The 21839-nt window shown below is 70.3% G+C and carries 17 protein-coding genes; 8 read left to right on the top strand and 9 right to left on the bottom strand.

The genetic code is table 11. The annotated features are described in order from the left end of the window. Window positions 1-70: 70 nt before the first annotated feature. Window positions 71-1516: an argininosuccinate synthase gene (argG, locus tag DFR72_RS04270; protein ID WP_090063938.1), complete on the top strand. Its 1446-nt coding sequence runs from the start codon at window positions 71-73 to the stop codon at window positions 1514-1516. A gap of 42 nt (window positions 1517-1558) precedes the next feature. Here the strand turns inward: argG and DFR72_RS04265 are convergent, their stop codons facing one another. Further along, complete coding sequence (locus DFR72_RS04265) at window positions 1559-2026, bottom strand: hypothetical protein (protein WP_090063939.1); 468 nt, start codon at window positions 2024-2026, stop codon at window positions 1559-1561. 54 nt (window positions 2027-2080) lie between these two features. On the opposite strand from DFR72_RS04265, the gene DFR72_RS04260 reads away from it, so the two are divergent. Together DFR72_RS04260 and DFR72_RS04255 are read left to right on the top strand one after the other, a co-directional pair. Next, window positions 2081-2737, top strand: coding sequence for a YwqG family protein (locus DFR72_RS04260; protein ID WP_090064522.1), 657 nt, complete (start codon window positions 2081-2083; stop codon window positions 2735-2737). Further along, window positions 2730-3533 carry a hypothetical protein gene (locus DFR72_RS04255; protein ID WP_090063940.1) on the top strand — a complete coding sequence of 268 codons (804 nt, stop codon included), beginning with the start codon at window positions 2730-2732 and terminating at the stop codon, window positions 3531-3533. Before DFR72_RS04260 ends, DFR72_RS04255 begins: the two co-directional genes overlap by 8 nt. Here DFR72_RS04255 and DFR72_RS04250 read toward each other — a convergent pair. Further along, window positions 3514-4731: an MFS transporter gene (locus DFR72_RS04250; RefSeq protein ID WP_090063941.1), complete on the bottom strand. Its 1218-nt coding sequence runs from the start codon at window positions 4729-4731 to the stop codon at window positions 3514-3516. The two genes, DFR72_RS04255 and DFR72_RS04250, sit on opposite strands and share 20 nt — an antisense overlap. 82 nt (window positions 4732-4813) lie before the next feature. Here DFR72_RS04250 and DFR72_RS04245 point away from each other — a divergent pair, with 82 nt between their 5' ends. Next, a complete protein-coding gene (locus DFR72_RS04245) occupies window positions 4814-5755 on the top strand; it encodes a LysR family transcriptional regulator (protein ID WP_090063942.1) in 942 nt (313 codons plus the stop codon). A 35-nt stretch (window positions 5756-5790) separates the two neighbouring features. On the opposite strand, the gene DFR72_RS04240 is transcribed toward DFR72_RS04245, so the two are convergent. After that, window positions 5791-7413: a tannase/feruloyl esterase family alpha/beta hydrolase gene (locus DFR72_RS04240; protein ID WP_090063943.1), complete on the bottom strand. Its 1623-nt coding sequence runs from the start codon at window positions 7411-7413 to the stop codon at window positions 5791-5793. Between the two features lie 12 nt (window positions 7414-7425). Continuing rightward, window positions 7426-8754 carry an MFS transporter gene (locus tag DFR72_RS04235; RefSeq protein WP_245982511.1) on the bottom strand — a complete coding sequence of 443 codons (1329 nt, stop codon included), beginning with the start codon at window positions 8752-8754 and terminating at the stop codon, window positions 7426-7428. A gap of 180 nt (window positions 8755-8934) precedes the next feature. On the opposite strand from DFR72_RS04235, the gene DFR72_RS04230 reads away from it, so the two are divergent. Further along, window positions 8935-10611 (top strand): helix-turn-helix domain-containing protein, encoded by a 1677-nt coding sequence (locus tag DFR72_RS04230; RefSeq protein ID WP_245982508.1) that lies wholly within the window; start codon window positions 8935-8937, stop codon window positions 10609-10611. Here DFR72_RS04230 and DFR72_RS04225 read toward each other — a convergent pair. Next, a complete protein-coding gene (locus DFR72_RS04225) occupies window positions 10608-12206 on the bottom strand; it encodes a long-chain fatty acid--CoA ligase (protein WP_090063946.1) in 1599 nt (532 codons plus the stop codon). The genes DFR72_RS04230 and DFR72_RS04225 overlap by 4 nt on opposite strands. Window positions 12207-12286: 80 nt before the next feature. Further along, entirely contained in the window at window positions 12287-13138 is an 852-nt protein-coding gene (locus tag DFR72_RS04220; RefSeq protein WP_090063947.1) for a LysR family transcriptional regulator, read from the bottom strand. 69 nt (window positions 13139-13207) lie between these two features. Here DFR72_RS04220 and DFR72_RS04215 point away from each other — a divergent pair, with 69 nt between their 5' ends. The 3 genes from DFR72_RS04215 (at window position 13208) to DFR72_RS04205 (ending at window position 17174) form a co-directional block, all read left to right on the top strand. Next, on the top strand, window positions 13208-14068 hold the full coding sequence (locus tag DFR72_RS04215; protein ID WP_245982506.1) for an EamA family transporter: 861 nt from the start codon (window positions 13208-13210) through the stop codon (window positions 14066-14068). 25 nt (window positions 14069-14093) lie between these two features. Then, window positions 14094-16094: a neutral/alkaline ceramidase gene (locus tag DFR72_RS04210; protein ID WP_090064524.1), complete on the top strand. Its 2001-nt coding sequence runs from the start codon at window positions 14094-14096 to the stop codon at window positions 16092-16094. 144 nt (window positions 16095-16238) lie between these two features. After that, window positions 16239-17174, top strand: a complete 936-nt coding sequence (locus tag DFR72_RS04205; protein ID WP_090063948.1) for an alpha/beta hydrolase — start codon at window positions 16239-16241, stop codon at window positions 17172-17174. Here the strand turns inward: DFR72_RS04205 and DFR72_RS04200 are convergent. From DFR72_RS04200 to DFR72_RS04190, 3 genes are all read right to left on the bottom strand, one after another. After that, complete coding sequence (locus DFR72_RS04200) at window positions 17171-17584, bottom strand: hypothetical protein (protein WP_143086649.1); 414 nt, start codon at window positions 17582-17584, stop codon at window positions 17171-17173. The two genes, DFR72_RS04205 and DFR72_RS04200, sit on opposite strands and share 4 nt — an antisense overlap. Window positions 17585-17590: 6 nt before the next feature. Continuing rightward, on the bottom strand, window positions 17591-18442 hold the full coding sequence (locus tag DFR72_RS04195) for a universal stress protein (RefSeq protein WP_090063950.1): 852 nt from the start codon (window positions 18440-18442) through the stop codon (window positions 17591-17593). Window positions 18443-18507: 65 nt separating this feature from the next. Next, the gene (locus DFR72_RS04190) at window positions 18508-21837 is read right to left on the bottom strand and encodes a CARDB domain-containing protein (protein WP_090063951.1); all 3330 of its coding nucleotides are present in this window, start codon (window positions 21835-21837) and stop codon (window positions 18508-18510) included. Window positions 21838-21839 lie beyond the last annotated feature (2 nt).

The raw sequence follows: 21839 nt of genomic DNA, 5'->3' as shown, positions 1-21839 counted from the left end.
ACGATGTTGAGGCGCAACTAACAGCCACCCCGGCGTGCATGCTCATACATCGTCGTGCATAATTCTCAACGTGTCCAAGGTGCTCACTTCACTTCCCGCCGGCGAACGCGTCGGCATCGCCTTCTCAGGTGGTCTCGACACCTCCGTCGCTGTCGCGTGGATGCGTGAGAAGGGCGCTGTGCCCTGCACGTACACCGCGGACATCGGGCAGTACGACGAGCCCGAGATCGAGACCGTCCCCGGTCGCGCTGGCACGTACGGTGCCGAGATCGCGCGTCTCGTCGACTGCCGTGCCGCGCTCGTCGAGGAAGGTCTCGCGGCGCTGGCCTGCGGCGCGTTCCACATCCGGTCCGGTGGCCGCGCCTACTTCAACACGACGCCGCTCGGGCGTGCCGTCACGGGCACCATGCTCGTGCGCGCCATGCTCGACGACGACGTGCAGATCTGGGGCGACGGCTCCACCTACAAGGGCAACGACATCGAGCGGTTCTACCGCTACGGCCTGCTCGCGAACCCGTCGCTGCGGATCTACAAGCCGTGGCTCGACGCCGCGTTCGTGACGGAGCTCGGCGGCCGCAAGGAGATGTCCGAGTGGCTGCTGGAGCGTGACCTGCCCTACCGCTCGTCGGTCGAGAAGGCGTACTCGACCGACGCGAACATCTGGGGCGCGACGCACGAGGCCAAGTCGCTCGAGCTGCTCAACGAGGGCATCGAGATCGTCGAGCCGATCATGGGCGTCAAGTTCTGGGACCCGTCGGTCGAGATCGCGGCCGAGGACGTCACCATCGGCTTCGACCAGGGCCGCCCGGTCACGATCAACGGCAAGGAGTTCCACGACGCCGTCGACCTCGTGCTGGAGGCGAACGCCATCGGCGGCCGCCACGGACTCGGCATGTCCGACCAGATCGAGAACCGCATCATCGAGGCCAAGAGCCGCGGCATCTACGAGGCGCCCGGCATGGCGTTGCTCTTCATCGCCTACGACCGCCTCGTGAACGCGATCCACAACGAGGACACCGTCGCGGCGTACCACAACGAGGGCCGCAAGCTCGGCCGGCTGCTGTACGAGGGCCGCTGGCTCGACCCGCAGTCGCTGATGCTGCGCGAGTCGCTGCAGCGCTGGGTCGGCGCCGCCGTCACCGGCGAGGTCACGCTGCGGCTGCGCAGGGGCGACGACTACTCGATCCTCGACACGTCCGGTCCGGCGTTCAGCTACCACCCGGACAAGCTGTCGATGGAGCGCACCGAGGACTCGGCGTTCGGCCCGGTCGACCGCATCGGTCAGCTGACCATGCGCAACCTCGACATCGCGGACTCCCGCGCCAAGCTGGAGCTCTTCGCGAGCCTCGGCATGGTCGGCACCCGCCAGTCGGCGCTCATCTCGGCCCTGCCGGAACCGACCCAGCTGATCGGCGAGGTGCCGGACGGCGGCGCGGAGGCCATCGCCTCGCGCGGTGAGGTCTCGGCGGCCGACGAGCTGCTCGACGCGGCGGCCATGGAGTTCGGCACGGACTGACGGCACGGGGTGGGCGGGATCAACCGCCCACCCCTGTCACCGTCAGGTCTGCGGCCACATCGAGTAGATGACGTTGTCCTCGTCGGCGCACACCACCTGGGGCAGGATTCCTTCGGCGACCTGGTTGCACGACATCGACCCGACCTCGATCGGCGGCAGTCCCGTCTTCGGCTCCAGGCGCTCGGCGTAGTAGTCGAACAGCACCGCTCCGGCCTGGTCGCAGTTCAGCCTGCCCTTCGGGGTCTCCACCACGACGGCCAGCATCGGCTTGCTGAGGGCTCCGAGGAACAGCTTGTCGCAGTACTGCGAGGGCAGGCTCTCGTACTGCTCTGGCGGCACCCCGTTCAGCGCGGTGGCCGCGGCCGACGTGGTGGTGGTCGCCGGCTGGGTCGTCGGAGTCGTCGGAGCGGTGGGCGACTCGGAGTCCGAAGGGGAACCGGACCCGGTGATCTCCGGGGTGCAGCCCGCCGCGAGGACGGCGAGGAGTACGGCTGTGATCGAGAACCTCATGCCTGCGGGGTCGGCGCCGGGCCCGCTGTCGTTACCCCACTAGTGTTGCGGCTCGTGTCGACCGAGGCTGAGCGGGCCAGGCCCGCCGTGCTGCTGAACCCCATCGAAGGCGATCCGACGGACGCCGACAGCCACATCGGCGGCCCGGTGCTGTGGCCGATCGACGAGCCGTGGCCCACGTGCGACGGCGCTGCCCACGACCCCGCGAGCGGCGCCGAGCCGTTCGTCGGCGCCGTGCAGCTCTACCGGCGCGACTTCCCGGAGCTGCCGTTCCCGGACGGCGCGGACCTGCTCCAGGTGTTCCTCTGCACGCTGCACCACGACCTCCCGCACGCCCACGGCCCGGACGTGCGGCTGGTGTGGCGTGACTCCACGACGGTGTTCGAGCTGATCGAGGAGGAACCGGAGCCGTCCGTGCAGGAGGAGGCCTACGTCCCCACGGTCAACGTGCTCGAACCGATCCGGTTCGCCGAGCGCGAGTCGAAGGTCTCCGGCGGCACGAAGATCGGCGGCTGGACGCCGTGGTGGCAGAGCGCGCCCATCGAGTTCGAGTGCGCGGACTGCGGTGCGGCTCAACGCCAGACGCTGTCGCTCGCGACGCACGAACCGTCCGGGGACGACGTGGAGTGGGTGTTCGGCCGTGAGGGCAACCTGAACGTCTTCACGTGCGCCGAGGACGTCCGGCACTCGATCGCGGTGCACGTTGATTGAGTCGAAACCGCCCACCGACAACGGCAAGCCCATCCCGGGCATCGAGGAGTGGGCGCGGCCGGTCGTGGTCCTGAACCCGGTGCCGGGTTCGCCGACCGCTGCGGACAGCCACATCGGCGGCCCGATGCTGTGGCCCGCCGATGAGCCATGGCCGTGGTGCGAAGGCGGGTCCCACGAGTCCTCGGAGAACGTGCCAGGGACCGCGGCCATGGTGCGGGTGCCGTGGGTCGGCGCCGTGCAGCTCTACCGGCGTGACTTCCCGGAGCTGCCGTTCCCGGAAGGCACCGACCTGCTGCAGGTCTTCCTGTGCACAGTGGTCCACGCCGAGGTCAACGGGCCCGGCGTGCTCCTGCACTGGCGTTCTTCCGCCGAGGTCGGCGACCTGATCGGCGAGGTGCCCGTGCCGGTGGTCTCCGACCCGGAGTTCTCGTTCCAGCGCAGGGTGTTCGCGCCGGTGAGGACCATCGAGTACCCGGCCCCCGACGACCTGCCGGCCGAGCTGGCCGGCACCTTCTCCTTCTTGCAGGAACCGGGGTCCCACTACAGCGACTACGACGAGTGGCCGGATGTCGCGAGGGGGTCGAAGATCGGCGGCTGGACTGCCTGGTACCACACCCAGTGGCCCGAGCAGGAGTGCTCCGAGTGCGGCGCCCCGTGGCGGCAGACGCTGGGACTGGCGACCGAGGAGCAGGAACCGGGCGAACCCGCCGGGTGGCTGTTGGGAGACGACGGCGTGCTCAACGTCTTCCTGTGCTCCCAGGACGCCCGGCACCCGATCACCGTGATCGTCGACTGAGCGCCGCCACTCCCGCGAGCAGCAAGAGCAGGATCGCGGCGAACCAGGTCATGACCGTGACCGGGGCGAGGAACCGCGTCGCCAGCCCGATGGACAGCGACGGCACGCTCAGGCCCAGGTAGGCGATGAAGAACAAGCTCGCCAGCGCCTCACCGCGCTTCGCGGGCGCCGCCATCGCCGTGACCGCGCCGATCGACGCCTTGAACTGCACACCGGCGCCGACACCGGCGATCGCGCCGCCGATCAGGAACAACGGGAAGCTCGTCGCGTACATCCCGGCCACGACCAGCAGCACGCCCATCGCCTGCCCGCCCAGGCCGAGCCTGCGCCGGGCAGTCGGCGAGAGCCCGCCCGTCACGGTCTGCGCGAGCGCGGCGCCACCGAACACGAGGAACACCACGAGCCCGGCCAGCAGGCGCGACGGGTGGTGCAGTTCGCCCGCCACGAAGCCCGGCGAGACGGACGTGAACACGCCGAACACCGCGAAGGCGGCGAACGCGCCCAGAGCCGCGGCGAGGTAGCTTGTGCGGTCGCCGTGGTCGGCGCTGATCCGTTGTGGACGGTAGGGGACCTGCTTGCGGGCAACGGTTTCCGGCGTGAGGGCGACCGCGGAGATGCTCACCACGAGCAGCACGGCCAGCACGACGTACGGGGTGCTCAGCGGTGAGGGCGCGTACTGCGCGAGCACGCCCGCGACCAATGCGCCGACGCCGAGGCCGCCGATGTTCGCGGCGGTCGACACGATCTCGAACCGGCGCGGGGAGGCGCCGGGGCGGTGCCGGGCGTGCAGGTCGTAGAGGTAGGCGGTGGCGGTCGCGGCGATCATGCCGACGCCCAGGCCGTTGACCACGCGGGCGACGATCAGGACCGGCAGCGACGTGCTGGTCAGGAAGAGCAGCGCGGACACGATCTCCAGGCCCAGCGCGGGGATGAGGACGGTCTTGCGGCCTGCCCAGTCCGAGACGTGGCCCGCGAGGACGAGGCTGATCACCACGCCGACGGCGAAGGCGGCGAACACGACGGTGATCGCGAACGTCGAGAAGCCCTCACGGGCGACGTAGAGCGGGAACAGCGGGGCGGGAACGGTCGAGTACGCCATCGCGACGAGGAACGTGCCGGCGACGGCCCAGAAACCGCGCCCGTGGCGCTTGCTGACGGCGGCTCGTTCGGTGACCGGTGAATCGAGGAGCAACGACATGCCACCACCTTGCGGGCCAGGAAGCATCTCGTCCAACGAAAGTTGAAGCTGACGATCATCACTTCCTGAGATACTGGCTGGTGTGGACCTCCGTCAGCTCGAATACTTCGTCGCGGTCGCGGAAGAGGGCAGCTTCACCCGTGCCGCCGCCCGCGTGCACGTCGTGCAGTCCGCCGTCTCGGCCGCGATCAAGACCCTCGAACGCGAGCTCGGCACCGCGCTGCTCGACCGCAACTCCAAACGCGTCCTGCTCACCGACGCGGGGGAGGCGCTGCTGCCGAAGGCCCAGGCGGTGCTGGACGCCGTGGTCGAGGCGAGGGACGCGGTGGCGCAGGTCCAGGGCGGGCTGAAGGGCACCGTGCGGGTCGGCACGCTGACCGCGATGACCCTGGTCGACCTGCCCGGTCTCCTCGGCGAGTTCCACCGCCGCCACCCCGGGGTGCTGGTGCGCACGAGTGCGGCGACCGCGGGATCGGTGGGACTGGTCGAGCAGTTGCTGGACCGCCGGCTCGACCTCGCCTTCGTGTCGTTGCCGGGAGAGGTGCCGGACGGGATCGTCCTCGACGCGCTGGCCCACTCGGTCATGGACCTGGTCGTGCCGGACGACCACCCGCTCGCCGCCAGGGCCGAGGTGTCCCTCGGCGACCTGGCCGGCATGGACTTCATCGACTCACCGCTGGGCTACGGCAACCGCGCGGTGGCCGACCGGGCGTTCGCCGCCTGCGCGGTGCCGCGGCGCGTGACCTTGGAGATGTCCGACATCTTCACCGGCGTCGACTACGTCCGCAACGGCCTGGGCATCGCGCTGCTGCCCAGCTACATCCTCGGCGACGCGAAAGGCGTCACCACGCTGAAGGTGACCGGCGCCGACCTGCGCTGGCCCATCGGGCTGGCGAGGCCGGCGGACCGCGCCCCGGCCGCGGCGGCCAGGGCGCTGATCGCTGTGGTGCACGAGTTCCTCGAACATCAGTGGCGTGACACAGAACGCTGGCGTATCCGCGCTCAGCACGACACACCCGTCTGAACACGAATACACCGGCAACGTTCTGAGCCACGCCACTAACGCGTGCAGGTGAAGCTCGCCGCGCTGTCCGGATCGCCCGCGCGGTAACGGGGCCAGCCCGGGTACTCGCACAGCGGACGGGTGCGGCCGTGGGTGATGTCGGCCACCACCGGGTTCCTCGGCGACCGTCCACTCTCGACCCAGCGTTCGAGCGCGGTGAGCGAGTCCCACCCGGCGGCGAACGACGGCGTGCCGAAGTTCGCGTGGTTGGCGCCGGGCACGAGGTAGTACCGCAGGAACCCCTGGGTCGTGACGGGACCGAGCCGGTCGCGCACGCGGTCGAAGTAGTCGTTCGTCGAGCGGTGCGAGACCAGTTCGTCCGCGGCGCCGTGGAGCAGGACCAGTTTGCCGCCGGAGCGTGCGAACGGGCCCAGGTCCACGTCGTTGCGGTCCTGGATGGTCGACAGGTGGCTGATCCGGTCGAGCCACCTCCCCGGACGCAGGGGGTCGAGGTCGAGCGAGTTGTAGCTGGCATCTCGGGTCAGGAAGTACTTGACCCACTGGTCCCAGTACTGCATCCCGTACCCGCTCGTGGCCGGCATCGGATCGGCCGGCGCGGTCGTGCCGAACCCGAGGAACGGGGTCCGCATGTCCGCGCCCGACAGGAACGGGAAGCCGGGGTACCCGGTCTCGCCGCTCGCGACCCGGTACGGCCACCGCAACGGCGCCGACATCGCCTTCACCGCCCCGATCTGGGCGTCCGATAGGCAGGTGTGGCCCGTGTCCGCGCCGTCGGGGCAGCGCAGGACACGGGGGTCGAAGTGGCAGCCGGCGAGGTTCGAGACGACCCCGTCCCGAACGCCGTCCAGGCCGTCGCACGCGGTGATCACGCTGTCGTACAACAACGTCTGCTTCGCGGGACCGGGAAACGCGCCGGGCCGGGCCAGCACCCGCGTCAGGTGTCCCAGGTACAGGGCCTCGGCGAGGTTGTTCCACGCGGGATAGCCGGAGATCACGCCGTCGAACGCCCGCGGCCACCGTTGCGCGACGATGAGGGCCTCACGTCCGCCCGTCGAGCCGCCCGCGAAGTACGTCTTGGCGGGACTGAGCCCGTACGCGCGCCGGATCAGGAACAGGCTCGCGTCGTGCGTCTTCTTCAGCGCGTCACCGGCGGCGAAGTTCCGCACCGCCTCGTCGTTCACGCCGAACGAACCGTCCAGCGAGGGAACCGCCGCCGGGCCCTGCTGGTGGCCGGAGTCGCTGGCGAACATCGCGTACCGCCGGGCCAGGGGAGCAGGCGCGTCCGCGGCGGCGAACGGCACGTTCCCCGTGAGGGCGGGAATCGTGCCGTTGAACCCGCCGCCACCGAACATCATCGCCTTGTGGTTCCAGCCGTGCGGCAACGCGATCCGCATCTTGATGACCGGCGCCGAGGGGTCGACCGGGCGGAGGTCGGCGTCGGCCTGGCAGTACTCGATCGTCTGTCCGCTCACGACAGCGCTCGTCGTGGTGGCCGCCCGCACCCGGCCACCGGTGGTGGGCAGGCTGATGGCGGAGGCCGGGATCTCCAGCTGGTCCAGCCCCGTGCACACCGGGACGTTCCTGGGCGGGGTCGTCGCCAGAGCGGGATCGGCGCCGAGCAGCAGAACCGCGGTGGCCAGCACGACGGACGTCTTCACAGCGGTCTCCTGTCAGTGGTAGAGGTGTGCGCCGGGAACGGCCTGCGGGTCCGCGCGGACCTCGGCCGGGTTCGTCTCCGGCAGGAACCACGCGCTGACGAAGGTGATCAGCCCCATGAGCGTGATGTAGGCGGCGACGGGAACCGTGCTGCCGGTCTCGGCGATGAGCGCGGTCATGAGGAACGGCGTGCCACCGCTGATGATGATCGCGGAGAGCTGGTAGGACAGCGACGCGCCGGAGTAGCGGACGTTGGGGGCGAACAGCTCGCCCAGGAAGCTCGCGATAGGGCCGTAGGTGAGGCACTGGAAGGTGAAGCCCACCACCACGGCCACGAAGATCAGCGGTAGCGACGCGGTGTTGACGAGCCCGAAGTACGGGAAGCCCCACAACGCGACACCCAGGCCGCCTATGAGGATCAGCGGCCGGCGCCCGATCCTGTCGGAGACGTGACCGGCCCAGGGCAGGACCGCGAGCATCGCCACGGAACCCAGCAGCACGACGGCGAGCAGCCCGTTGCGGTCGAGTTTCAACGACGTGGTGCCGTAGTTCAGCAGTCCGGCGATGCTGACGTAGAAAAGGCTGTTGGTGGCGGAGAGGATGCCGCAGGCGAGCAGGATCGTCGCCCACCTGGTCCGGACGACCTGCGCGAGCGGGGCCCTGACCACCGCGCGCTCCGGCCGTGCGACCTCCTTCTGCAGCTCGCGGAACTCCGGCGTGTCCTCCACTTTGGACTGGATGTACAGGACCACGGCGAACATGACGACGCTGACCAGGAACGGGATCCGCCAGCCCCAGCTGAGGAACGCGTCGTTGGGCATCAGCCCGCTGGCGGCCACGAAGATCAGGTTCGAGATGATCACGGCGACGAAGACGCTGGTCTGCCCGAACGTGCCGGCGAACCCGCGCCGCTTCGGGCTCGCGGACTCGGTGAGCAGCAGCATGATGCCGCCCCACTGCCCGCCCGCCGCGAGCCCTTGCAGGAACCGCAGCGTCACCAGCAGGACCGGGGCCAGCGCTCCCACCGACGACGCGCCGGGCAGGCAGCCGATCAGGAACGTGGCGGCGCCCATGAGCGCGAGGCACGTGACGACGACCGGCTTGCGCCCGTACTTGTCACCGAAGTGCCCGGCGAGCACCCCGCCGACCGGGCGTGCCACGAAACCCGCCCAGAACGTGCTGAACGCGAGCAGCGTGCCGGTCAGCGCCGAGGACTCCGGGAAGAACACCTTGGGGAACACCAGCGCGGCCGCGGTGCCGTAGAGGAAGAAGTCGTACCACTCGATCGAACTCCCGACCAGCCCCACGGTCAGCAGCTTGCGGAAGCCGCGGCGCCGGGTCACGGATTGTTCTTCGGGCTGAGCCAGAGGGGTTGCCATACATGCCGCCTTCGTCGGTGAACCGGCAGGTGATGACGGCCAATGCTAGGGCGGCGGCCCCTCGCGGCTGAGGTCTGGATCACACACCACCTGGGGCGATTCGGTGGGGCTTTCCGCCACCGGCGGCTGGGTGAGAATGGCGTCGTGAGCATCGACCCGAGTGAGTCGCACGAGCTCGTGCGCCGCCAGCGAGAGCTGGCGTCGTTGTACGCGACGGCCAAGTCGCTGACCGCCCTCGGCGAGCTCGACGAGGTGCTGCAGTCGATCGTCCGCCACGCCCACGACCTGATGGGCACGGACTTCACCTACCTCTCGCTGGTCGCGGACGGCAGGCTGTCCGCGCGTGCGGCGGAGGGGACGATCTCCGCCACGTTCCTCAGCGCCACCATCCCGGCGGGCGTCGGGCTCGGCGGCAAGGTGCTGGCCACCCGGCGTCCGCAGTGGGTGCGCAACTACGCCGCCTCGACCCACATCGACCACGACGCCGGCTTCGACCGGCTCGTCGGCACCGAGGACCTGGTCGCTCTTCTCGGTGTGCCACTGGTGATCCGCGACGAGGTGGTGGGCGCGTTGTTCGCCGCGTACCGCTCCGAGCGGTCGTTCCACGCGGGGGAGATCGCGCTGCTGAGCGCGTTCGCCGACCACGCCGCGGTGGCCCTCGACAACGCCCGGCTCTACGAGGAGAGCCGGACCGCGTTGCAGGACCTGCAGGTCGCGTACCGCAGGATCGAGGAGCACGTGGCCGTCGTGGAACGGGCGCAGGCGATCCACGAGGCCCTGACCGGTGTGGTGCTGGAGGGCGGCACACCGGACGACGTCGCGCAGCTCCTGGCCGAACAGCTCGGTGGCACCGTCACGTTGCTCGAGGCGCCCGAACAGCGGTCCGGCCGCGTCACGACCACCGTCGACGACGGGGTCGCCCGCAGCGTGGCCCCGATCCAGGCGGGCGACAGCAGGCTCGGCGCGCTGGCGTGGAGCCGTCCGGCCGGTCCCGGTGTCTCGGAGGACATGGACCTGCGCACGCTCGAACGGGCCACGCACATCCTGGGGTTGCTGATCCTCAAGGAACGGGCGGTCGCCGAGGCCAGCGAGCGGCTGAGCGGGGAACTGCTGACGGAGCTGCTCGTCGGCGGCCCCGGCATCAGCCCGGCCCAGCGCGCCCGCACCCGTGCCCGCGGCATCGACGCCGACCGGCTGAACCTGGTCCTCGTCGCGGACTCGGCCTCCCTGTCGTCGACCGATCTCCTGCGCCACCTGCACGACATCGCGCGAGACCGCGCGGGGCTGGCCGGCGAACACCTGGGCAGGGCCACGATGATCGTGCCCAGCGCCGACGACGACCGGACCGTCGAGGAGGTCCACAGGCGGCTCCGGCGCTCGCTGGGAGGCCCCGTCGCCGTCGTGGGGGAGAGGGCGGCCGGTCACGACTGGTCGCGCGCGTTCTCCCTGACGAGCCGCTGCGCCGCGGTCATGCGGGCGATCGGGCACACCGACAAGGGCGTCACGACGGGCCGGTACGCCCTGTTCGCGATGGTCTTCGACGCCGACCGCGCCCCCGAGCTCGACCGCTTCCTCGCCACATCCGTGGGGCCCCTCGCCGACTACGACCAGCGGCGCGGCACCGATCTCGTCGGCACGCTCAGCGCCTACTACGACCACCGTGCGAACGTCGCGGCGACCGCACGCGCGTTGCACGTGCACGTCAACACGTTGCTCAAGCGCCTGGACCGGGTCAGCGACGTCCTCGGTGCCGACTGGCGCACCGAGAACGACCTGGAGCTGCAGCTCGGGCTGCGGCTGCACCGGTTGCGCGAAATCTAGGCCGAGTCGCGCAGGGCGCTCTTCGACAGCTTGCCGGTGCCGGTCTTGGGCAATGCCGTCCGGAAGACCACCTCGTCGGGCAGCCACCACTTGGCGACCGACGGCGTGATGTGCCGCAGCAGCTCGTCGCCCGTGGTGGCGCTGCCGTCGCGCAGGACGACGTAGGCCACGGGCCGTTCGCCCCACCTCGGGTCCGGGCGGGCGACCACGGCGACCTCGACGACGTCGGGGTGCGAGGTGAGCGCGCTCTCCAGCTCGACCGACGAGATCCACTCGCCGCCGGACTTGATCAGGTCCTTCATCCGGTCCACGAGCCGCACGTACCCGTCGGCGTCGATCGTGGCGAGGTCGCCGGTCCGCAGCCAGCCGTCGCCGGTGAAGCTGTCCTTCGCGTCCACGCGGAAGTAGCCGCCCGCCACCCAGGGGCCCGCCACCTGCAACTCGCCGACGGCCTTGCCGTCGCGCGGCAGTTCCTCGCCCGTCTCGACGTCGGCGATCCGCAGGTTCACCAGCGGCAGCGGCTGGCCCTGCGCGGCCCGCACCGCCACCTGCTCCCGCGGGTCGCGGTGCTGGGTGCGGGTGCCGCCGATCGTCCCGACAGGACTGATCTCCGTCATCCCCCAGGAGTGCGTGATGGGCACGCCGAGCGCGGTCCGGTAGGTCTCGGACAGCGCCGGGGCGATCACCGAGCCACCGCCGAGCAGGAACCGCGTGGCGCTCAGCTCGTGGAAGGCCAGCTGGGGAACCAGGCTCGTCCACACCGTAGGCACGGCGCCGGCGACGGTGACCCGCTCGGTCTCCATCAACCGCAACAGGTGGGTCGGGTCCGAGGACGGACCGGGGAGCACCAGCGAGGCGCCCGCCATCATCGCGCCGTAGGGAAGGCCCCAGGCGTTGGCGTGGAACATGGGCACGATCGGCATGACGACGTCGCTCTCGCACAGACCGATGAAGCCGGCCGCGAGCGTTCCCAGGCAGTGCAGGATCGTCGATCGATGGCTGTACAGCACGCCCTTGGGCGGTCCGGTGGTCCCGGAGGTGTAGCAGAGCCCGGAGGCCAGGTTCTCGTCCGCGAGCGTGAACTGGTCCTCGAACGAGCCGTCGAACGGGGTGGCCGCCGCGACCAGGTCGTCGTAGTGCACGACGCGGGGGTCGGCGGGGATCGGCACGTCGCTGTCGTCGGGCAGCACCACCCAGTGCCGGACCTTCGGCATCCGGTCCGCGCTGGGCCAGATCCGGGGGAGCAGTGCCCGGTCGACGAACACCACGTCGTCCTCGGCGTGGGTGACGATGTACTCGAGGTGCTCCGCAGACAGCCGGATGTTGATGGAGTGCAGCACCCGCTTGGTGATCGGCACCGCGAGGTACAGCTCCAGGTGGCGCCGTGTGTTGGTCGCGAACGTGGCGACGCGGGCACCGGCCGGGACGCCGAGCGAGTCGAGCGCGGTGGCGAGGCGCCGGGTCTGCACGGCCACCTCGGCGTACGTGACCCGCTCCACGCCGGCCGTCACGACCTGCTTGTGCGCGTACAGCCGCTCGGCTCGCTCCAGAACGTGCGCGAGGGTGAGCGGCCGGGGTTGCATCAGCCCGTCCATGGAAGATCACCCTAAGTGAGCTCTCCGGCGGGCGAGAGGGCAGAAACTTCCACTCATTCCCCTGGTCCGGCGGCGATTCCTCACACCGCGCGGTAGGCGTCGCACGCCAGCGTGATCAGGTCGGTGAGGTGCCGGGGCGGCTGGTCCTTCCACCACGCGAGCCACACCGCGATCGGCGGCGCGTCCACCACGGCCCGGTAGGCCACGCCGGGACGCGGGTTCAGGCTCGCGGTCGCCTCCGACGTCATGCCGACGGCCTGCCCGGCGGCGATCTGCGTCAGCCACTCGTCGACGCTGTGGGTGTTGCGCACGACGGCGGGGGCCTTGCCGGGCTGCCACAGGTCCAGCGTGGTCGTCCCGGTCCGGTCGTCCACCGCCAGCGAGTAGCGCGCGAGGTCGGCGAGCTTGAGCGAACGCTTGCGCGCCAACGGGTTGTCGGTCGCGACGACGCCGTAGCGCCGTTCGGTGCCGAGCAGCGCCGTCTCGAACCGCGGGTCTTCGAGGGCCTTGCGCACGACCGCGATGTCCGCGGTGCCCTCGGCGAGCCCCGCGGTCAGCGAGTTCGACTGCACGAACACCAGCGGCAACCCCGGATGCTGTGCGGCCCATGCCTTCTGCACGCGCCGGGTGTGCTTGCCGAGCGCCGCCCAGGCGTAGCCGATCCGCAGCTCGGTCAGCGACTGCGAGGCGATCCGGTGCAGGTGGGCGACCTCGTCCAGCACGCGCCGGGCACCGTCGAGCACCTGGGTGCCCACGGCGGTGAGCGCGACGTGACGGGTGGAACGTTGCAGCAGCCGCACGCCGAGCGCGGTCTCCAGTGCGGCGACCGAACGGGACACCGACGCCTGGGTCAGGTCGAGTTCCCTTGCCGCGTCGGTGAACGTGCCGGCGTCGACCACCGCCACGAACGCCCGCAGGTGCCGCAGATCCATGCGTCCAGCGTATAGGTGGCGCGTCTCATGCATTTCCCGCATCGATGCCGGGACCGCAGGCTGGACGGTATGAAGAGCCTCGGCGGATTCGCCACGATGACCGCGAGCGCGGCCAGCAACCAGCTCGGTGCCGCCGTGGGCGCCCACGCGTTCGCCGCCATCGGCCCGGCTGGTGTCGTGGCGGTGCGCCAGTTCGTGGCCGCCGCGGTGCTGCTCCCGATGGCCCGGCCGAACCTGCGAAGGTTCACCTGGGCGCAGTGGTGGCCGACGATCGCACTCGGCCTCGTGTTCGCGACGATGAACCTCAGCCTCTACATGGCGATCGACCGCATCGGCCTCGGCCTCGCCGTCACCCTGGAGGTGCTCGGGCCGCTCGGTGTCGCGCTGGCCGGGTCGCGAACGCGCCAGGACTTCCTGTTCGTGCTGGTCGCCGCTGTCGGCGTGTACGTGCTGGTGCTGCCGGGTCCCAGCAGCGACTACCTCGGCGTCGGGCTGGGCCTGCTCGCCGCGGGCTGCTGGGCCGCGTACATCCTGCTCAACCGCCTCGTCGGCGCCCGGTTGCCCGGTCTGCAGGCGCCCGCCGTCGCGACCGCGATGTCGGCGACGCTCTACGTCCCGGTCGCGGTGCTGCTGGTGCTGCACGGGAAGCTGACCGGGATGTCGATCCTGTACGCGGTCGGGGCGGGCGTGTTCTGCAGCGTCGTGCCCTACGCCGTCGACGTGATCGCGCTGCGGAAGGTGCCCGCGCGCCTGTTCGGGCTGGCGATGAGCGTGCACCCGGTGCTGGCGGCGCTGGCGGGGCTCGTGGTGCTGGGGGAGACGCTCGAACTCCACCATTGGGCTGGAATCTTGCTCGTCGTCACCGCCAACGCACTCGCGGTGACTTGCTCGAAGTGGTCTGGATCACCTACCGTCAACTCCGAAATGTGAATCCAATTCACTTAGCGGGGTGCTCATGCGGACGAAAGTCTTGACGGTGGTCGCCGCACTCGTCGGTGCGGCGCTGGTCAGCGGGCCGTTCGCGTGGGCCGAACCCGAGCCGTACCTGGTGGGCCGGGGCATCTCCGACGTCACCGGTCCCGCCGCCGAGAACGGCATGATGGGCTACTCCAAGTTCGACCAGAAGACGACGGGCATCCACCAGCGGCTGCGGTCGCGGGCCTACGTCGTGGTCGACCGCGCCACGAACAAGCGCGTCGCGTACGTCAACGCCGACCTCGCGATGATCTTCCGCGCGGTGCAGGAGGGCGTGCTCACCAAGCTGCAGGCGAAGTACGGCAGCACCTACACGCGCGAGAACCTGCTGCTCTCCGCCACGCACACGCACAGCGGCCCCGGCGGGCAGTCGCACAACCTCGCCTACAACCTGTCGATCCTCGGCATGCAGCCGCAGGCGCTGGCCGCCGTGGTCGACGGCATCACCGAGTCCGTCGTCGAGGCGCACGACGACGTGAAGCCCGGCTCGATCAGCCTCGGCGTCGGCGAGCTCACGAACGCGTCGGTCAACCGCTCGCGCGTCGCGTTCGACCGCAACCCCGACAAGGGCGCCTTCCCCGCCGGCATCGACCCGCAGATGACGGTGCTGAAGTTCAGGCAGGGCGCCGCGAACGTCGGCGCGATCAGCTGGTTCGCCACGCACAACACGTCGATCACCAACGCCAACACGCTGATCAGCCCGGACAACAAGGGTTACGCGGCGTACCAGTGGGAGCACGACGACGAAGGTGTCCGGTACCTGGACAACACCGCGGGCTTCGTGGCGGCGTTCCCGAACACCAACGCGGGCGACATGTCGCCCAACCTCAACCTGAAGCCCGGCTCCGGCCCCACCGAGAACGAGTGGGAGAACGCCCGCGTCATCGGCGAGCGCCAGAACCGCAAGGCGCAGGAGGTCTACCGCGGCCCGCAGTCCGCGATGTCCGGTGGCGTCGACTCGCGCATGCGGTTCGTGGACATGTCGGCCGTGCGGGTCGAGGGCCGCTACACCGACACCGGTCAGCCCGGTACGACGTGTTCGGGCGTCGTCGGCGCGTCCACGATCGCGGGCAGCATCGAGGACGGCCCCGCGATCCCCGGCTTCTCCGAAGGCATGCAGTCGCCGTGGAAGAAGCTCTTCGAGCCGTTGCAGATGGAGGTTCCGCAGTGGCTGCGGGACTGCCAGTTCCCCAAGGCCTCCCTGGTGCCGACCGGCCTGATCGGTGCGACGCCGAACGTCGTGCCGCTGCAGATCGTCCGCATCGGACAGCTGCACCTCGTCGCGGTGCCCGGTGAGGTCACGATCACCGCGGGCCTGCGCATCCGCAAGGCCGTGGCCGCCGAGGCCGGTGTGCCGTTGCAGAACGTGCTGATCCAGGGCTACGCCAACGACTACAGCCAGTACGTCACCACCCCAGAGGAGTACGACTCGCAGCAGTACGAGGGCGGCTCCACCCTGTTCGGCCGCAACACCACCCCGGCCTACCAGCAGGAGTTCGCCAAGCTCGCCGCGTCGATGAAGGCCGGGACCGCCCTGCCCGCCGGCCCGAACCCCGGCAAGCCGCCGTTCACCGACCTCAACCTGCAGACCGGGGTCGTGCTCGACGACAAGCCCGCCGACAAGAGGTACGGCGACGTCCTGGTCGCGCCCAAGGCGTCCTACGGCCGCGGCGAGACCGTGACGTCGGTGTTCGTCACCGGCCATCCCAAGAACAACCTGCACCGCAACCACACCTTCCTGGAGGTGCAGCGGCAGGTGAACGGCCAGTGGACGCGCGTCGCCGACGACGGTGACTGGGCGACGCGCTACAAGTGGGAACGGGTCGGCATCGCCTTCTCCAATGCCACGATCACCTGGCAGATCCCGGCGGACACCCCCGCCGGTACCTACCGGATCGTGCACCACGGCGACGAGAAGAGCGGCTGGACCGGCAAGATCACCGGCTTCATCGGCGCCACGGCGGGCTTCACCGTCGGCTAGGACGGCTCCTCGGACGACGGCCCCTGCCCCTGATCGGGCGGGGGCCGTTGTTATTCCCGGCTCCGCTGAGGCCGTGATTACGTTGTGTGCGATTTAATCGCGCACTAGCTTTATGGCATCACCCCGGAACGCCAGGAGGAAGCCATGAAGCGCCCCGTCCTCGAACCCGCCGCCGCCGAGTTCGCCGCCGCCACCGCCACGCCGCCGTTCCTGTTCGAGATCGCCCCCGAGGAGGGCCGCAAGGCCGTCGACGAGGTGCAGTCGGGTTCGGTGGACAAGCCCGAGATCGACGAGCAGTGGGTGGAGCTGGACGGCTTCAAGGTCCGCGTGGTCAAGCCCGCCGGTGTCAAGGGCCCGCTCCCGGTCGTCCTCTACATCCACGGCGCGGGCTGGGTCTTCGGCAACGCCCACACCCACGACCGCCTGGTCCGCGAACTCGCGGTCGGTGCCGGCGCGGCCGTCGTCTTCCCCGACTACTCGCTCTCGCCCGAGGCCCGCTACCCGGTCGCGATCAACCAGAACTACGCCACCGCGCAGTGGATCCAGGCGTCCGGCGCCTCGTACGGCCTCGACACCACCCGCGTCGCCGTCGCCGGTGACTCGGTGGGCGGCAACATGGCCGCCGCGCTGACGTTGCAGGCCAAGGAACGCGGCGACATCGAGCTGAAGGCCCAGGTTCTCTTCTACCCGGTGACCGACGCGTCCTTCGACACCGACTCGTACCTGCAGTTCGCCGAGGGCTACTTCCTGCGGCGCGACGGCATGCAGTGGTTCTGGGACCAGTACACGACCAACCCGGTCGAGCGCGCCGAGATCACCGCGTCCCCGTTGCGCGCCACCAGGGACCAGCTCGCCGGCCTGCCCCAGGCACTCGTGATCACCGCGGAGGCCGACGTGCTGCGCGACGAGGGCGAGGCCTACGCCGACAAGCTGCGCGAGGCCGGCGTGCCCGTCACCGCCGTCCGGTACGCGGGTGCCATCCACGACTTCGTGATGCTGAACGCGTTGCGCGGCACGCACGCCGCGGAGGCCGCGATCAACCAGGCCACGGCGTTCCTGCGCAAGGCTCTGAACGACTAACCCCGCTGGGTCCGGATGACGTGGAACGGCGTGCCCTGCTGGCACGTGGTCATCCCGCCGGGATCAGCCCGCCCGCTCACCTCCACCACGGCGCCGGCCACCGCGATCGCGGGGTCGGCGCCGAGCAGCAGGTACTGCTCACCACCGGTGTTCAGGAGCGTGCAGCCGGACTCGACACCGCCCGACACCGTGCCCCGCACCGTCGTCACGCCCGGATCCAGCGCCCGTGACGGCGTGGGCAGCAGGGGCGGCGTGGTCGGGAGCGGGACCGAAGAGGGCGGCAGCGGCGCGGGAATGCTCGGCGTGGACGTGTCGGTGGTGGGAGTGCTCGATGCCGGCACCTGGGGCGGCGGCACCTGGCCGCACGAGGCCAGCACCAGGCAGAGCAGCACGGCCGTTAACCCGCGCATGTCACGTCACCTCCGGTGGACCACGGCGACCGGGCACGGCGCGTGGTGGAGCACAGCGTGGCTCACCGAGCCCAGAATTGCACGCCTCACCGCCCCTCGGCCGTGACTGCCGACGGCGATCAGAGCCGCGCCATCGGCCGCCTGGAGCAACGCGCGGGCGGGGGCGTCGAAGGCGACCTCCTGTGCCACGTGCACGTCGGGCCACCGGGCGATGTGGGGTGCCAGCTGTTCGTCCAGCACCTTGGCCAGGTCCACGCGGACGTGGTCGAAGTCCTGCTCGGGGAGTTCGGCCCAGCCGACGTCGTTCCACGCGTAGACGGCGAGCAGTTCGCGGCCGTGGCGGGCGGCGTGCTCGAAGGCGAACGCGATCGCGTCCGTCGAGGTCTCGGAGCCGTCGACGCCGACGACCACCCTGCCGTCGACGGGGCCGGAGCGGGTCACGATCACGGGGCGTCCGCCGGTCGACACCAGCTCGACGGCGGTGGAGCCCAGGAACATCTCCGCGATGCCCGTGCGACCGGACGAGCCGAGCACGAGCAGGTCGCCGGGTTCGGCGGCGAGGACGTCGACCGGGCGGCCGATGCGCACGTGCGTGGCGACTTCCAGGTCCGGCCAGCGCTCCCTGAGGTCGGCCGCCAGTTCGGTGAGGCCGTCTTCCGCCGCCTTGGACATCGTCTCCTCGGTGACGAACTCCGGCACCGGGATGGTCATCGGCGTGAAGACGGGCTCGGGCAGGGGAGCGCGTACGGCGTGCACGACCTGCAAGGCCGCGCCGCGGCGGGACGCTTCCTCCGCACCGAAGTGCACCGCGCGTCTGGCCAGGTCGGAACCGTCGAACCCCACAACGACCGTGGACATGAGAAACCACCTCCGGCCGGGGCATACCCGGTCGGAGGTGGTTTCAAATGTGATCTACGGCCGTGCTAGTCGATAACGAACTGCGAACCCGGCTCGATGGTGATGTCGCCGTCCCGCGAGTTGGTGATCGTGACGTTCGTCAGCCGCGCCGAACCGCGGGCCTGGGCCATCGCGAGGATGCCCGAGCCGTTGTTCGACCTGTCGATGCGGACGTTGGTGATCTGCACGTCCGGCATGCCGCTGCCGCCGCCCTTGAACTGGATCCCGTCGTAGGTGGAGTCCAGGATCTCGGTGTCGCGGATGACGACGCCGGGAATCGGCAGGTTCTGCGAGAACAGCGTGATGGCGCCGAACTCCTGCGCCTCACCCCAGAACGCGCCGCCCGTGCGGTGCAGGGCGTTGTTGGCGAGCGTGGTCGTCCCGCCGAACGGCAGCGGGTCGTGGTCGGTCGCCAGCATGATGCCCGGGTAGTTTGCGGTGTCGGAGATGATGTTGTTCTCCGCGCGGTTGTTCGACCCGCCGTAGATCGCGATCCCGTTGGCACGCCACGGGAGTGCGATCGTGTTGTTGAGGAACGCGTTGCCGCTGCCGACGTCCACGTTCTGGTCCTTCACGTACTTCGACGCCCACACCGCCAGCGCGTCGTCGCCCGTGGTGCGGAACGACGAGTTGAACACCGTGGAGTTGCGCGTGCCGTTGGCGAAGTTGATGCCGTCGGCATAGGTGTTGCGGATGCGCATGCCGGTGAACTGCAGGCCGTCGCCCGGGTTCCAGCGGTCGGGCAGGTTGGTGTAGTCGCGGCCGACCCAGGCACCGACGTTGGCGTGCTCGATCCACACGTTGGTGATCTTGGTGTTCTTGCCGAACCGGCCGGTCAGGCCGACGCCGCCCTCCGCGTTGCCGTCACCGCCGCGGATCCGGCCGGAGCCGAAGATCGCGAAGTCGGACAACTGCGTGTTGTCGTCGATGTCGAACCCGAAGTTGCCCTCGTGCGGGTGGTTGATCGTGCCCGCGTCCTGCGGCTGCGTGAGCGAGAACAGCTGCGAGTGCCACATGCCGGCGCCGCGCACGGTGACGTTGCGGATGCCGACCTGGTTGTACTGACCGGAGTTGAACAGGGTCAGGATCTTCTTCTCCTGGCGGAACTTGCCCTCCGGGATCCAGACGCAGGGGATCTCCCCGTTCTGGTCGGCCGTCACAGCACGCTGCAGGGCGTCCGCGTCGTCGGTCTGGTCGTTCGGCGTGGCACCGTACTGCGTGATCGACACGCACTCGGCGGGCTTCTGCGCGGCCGGTGCGACCTGCTCCAGGTCGATCAGGTCGATGACGTAGAACTGGGCGCTGTCACCGGCGTCGCGCTGGAGCTTGAACTTCGTGCCGGCGGGGTAGCTGCTCGCCAGCAGTGACGAGGTCTCGTCGAACAGCCTGCGGGCGTCGCCACCCGGACGGTTCGTGAGGCCCTCGGGGTCGTCGGTCGTGCCGTAGAGCCAGCTGTGGCGCGAGGACAGGGTCAGCTTCTGCACGAACTGGTCGTTCGCGTAGAGGCTGATCGTCGCCTCCTGGCCACCGCCCGCGGCGGCGTCCGGGATCGAGTTGCGCACGACGATCGAGTTGGTGCTGACCGTCGAGGTGACCTCCACGAACTGGCCCTGCGCGTCGAGGCGCACCGACTTGCGGCCCGAGGACTCGGACCCGAAGTTGGTGTGCCCGAACGTGCGCTCCGCGTCGGCCTGCAGCAGCGTGCCCTGGTAACGGCCCGCTTCCGCCTCGTAGCTCGTGAACGGCGTCGATGCGCCACGTCCGACCACAATGGACTGGGTCGCGGTGTTGTTGGTCTCGTTGGTCTCCGCGACCACGTTGGTCGCGTCCGCCGTCGCGGTGGCCGTGGCGCCGCCGTTCGTGGCTGTCCAGGAGCCGACGTTGACCGTGACGGTCTGACCGGCGTTGATCGCACCGGTGTTGGCGTTCAAAGTGCTGCCGCCGACGGCCACGCGGGTCACCGAAGCGCCCGCCGCGGAGGTGCCGCGGTTGTTGACCTGCACGGCGAACGTCACCTGCTGGCCCGCCGCCGGGGACGACGGGTTCGGCGTCACGCCGGTGATCCGCAGGTCCGGTCCCGGTGCCTGGCCGACGACCAGGGGAGAGCCGGAGGTGAAGGTGTTGTTGCCCTCGTTGGTCTCCGCGACCTGGTTGGCCGGGTCCACGGTGGCCGCGGCCGCGTAGGACCCGGCACCCCGGCGGCCCGCGTCGACGCTGACGCTGGCCGTGGCTCCAGGTGCGAGCGCGCCGACCGCCGCGGTGCCCGCGGCGGTGCCGCCGAGCGTGACGTTCAGCGTCGTGGCGCCGGACGCCACGGTGCCGCCGTTGCGCACGGTGGCGGTGAGCCTGATCGCGTCGGCCTCGCTCGGGTTCTGCGGGGCCCACGTCAGGTTCGTGACGGTCAGGTCGGGCGCCGGTGCGGAGGCACCGAAGACCTGGAACTCGGCGACCTGGCCGCCGGGCGCGCCGGTGTTCGAGTAGAAGTGCAGCCGCACGTCCGACGCGCGGCCGGACACCGGGATGGTCACGCTGTTGCCGGTGGCCGGGTCGAACCGGTAGTCGGCGCGTGCCTTCAGGGTGCCGAACGCCGTGGCGCTCGCCTCACGGCCGAGCACCTCGAAGTTCTGCGTGCGGGCGCCCCACGCGCCGTCGGGGTTGAGCTTGACGACGACCGAGGTGACGTCCGCGTTCGAGCCCAGCTTCGCGGTCAGGTGACCGGGGAGGCCGTTGGACTCCCAGTACGTGCCGGTGTTGCCGTCGACCGCGTTGCCCGGCACGTAGGTGTGCACGTGCCCGGACTCCTCGACCGGCTTGCCCGCAGCGAGGTTGTCGCCAGGGGGCGGCGGGTCGACCGGTCCGGACTCGCCGTGCACCTCGAACTCGCTGAGCTGACCGGCGGCCCAGCCGGTGTTCGCGGTGATCGTGACGCGCACGTACCTGGTGCTGGTGGCCGCGAAGTCCAGCGTCACGGTGTTGCCGGAGCCGGGGGAGAAGACCCGCCCGCCGGAACCGACGATGTCGCTGAACTGCGAGCCGTTGGAACTCCCTTGCACGGCAAGCGTTTGCGTGCGCTGCTCCCAGTTCGAGGGCAGGCGCAGCACGACCTTGCTGACGCTCTTCGCGGCGCCCAGGTCGGCCTGGAGCCACTGCGGGAACACGCCGTTCGTGCTCTCCCAGTAGCTGCCCTGGTTGCCGTCACCGGCGTTCCCGGCGCCGAGCGCGCCGTTGGTGCTGGACGCGGTCAGGTTCGCGGACAGCCTGACGACCGCTGCTCCCGCCGTGGGTGTCAATCCGAACAGTGCGAGGGCGCTGACGAGGGCAGCGCTCACCGCACGCTTCATGAGCGTGTTTTTCATGG

The organism is Lentzea flaviverrucosa (assembly GCF_003350445.1).
In the GTDB taxonomy this organism is placed as follows: Bacteria; Actinomycetota; Actinomycetes; order Mycobacteriales; family Pseudonocardiaceae; genus Lentzea; species Lentzea californiensis.
This window is presented reverse-complemented; position numbering and strand designations above follow the sequence as displayed.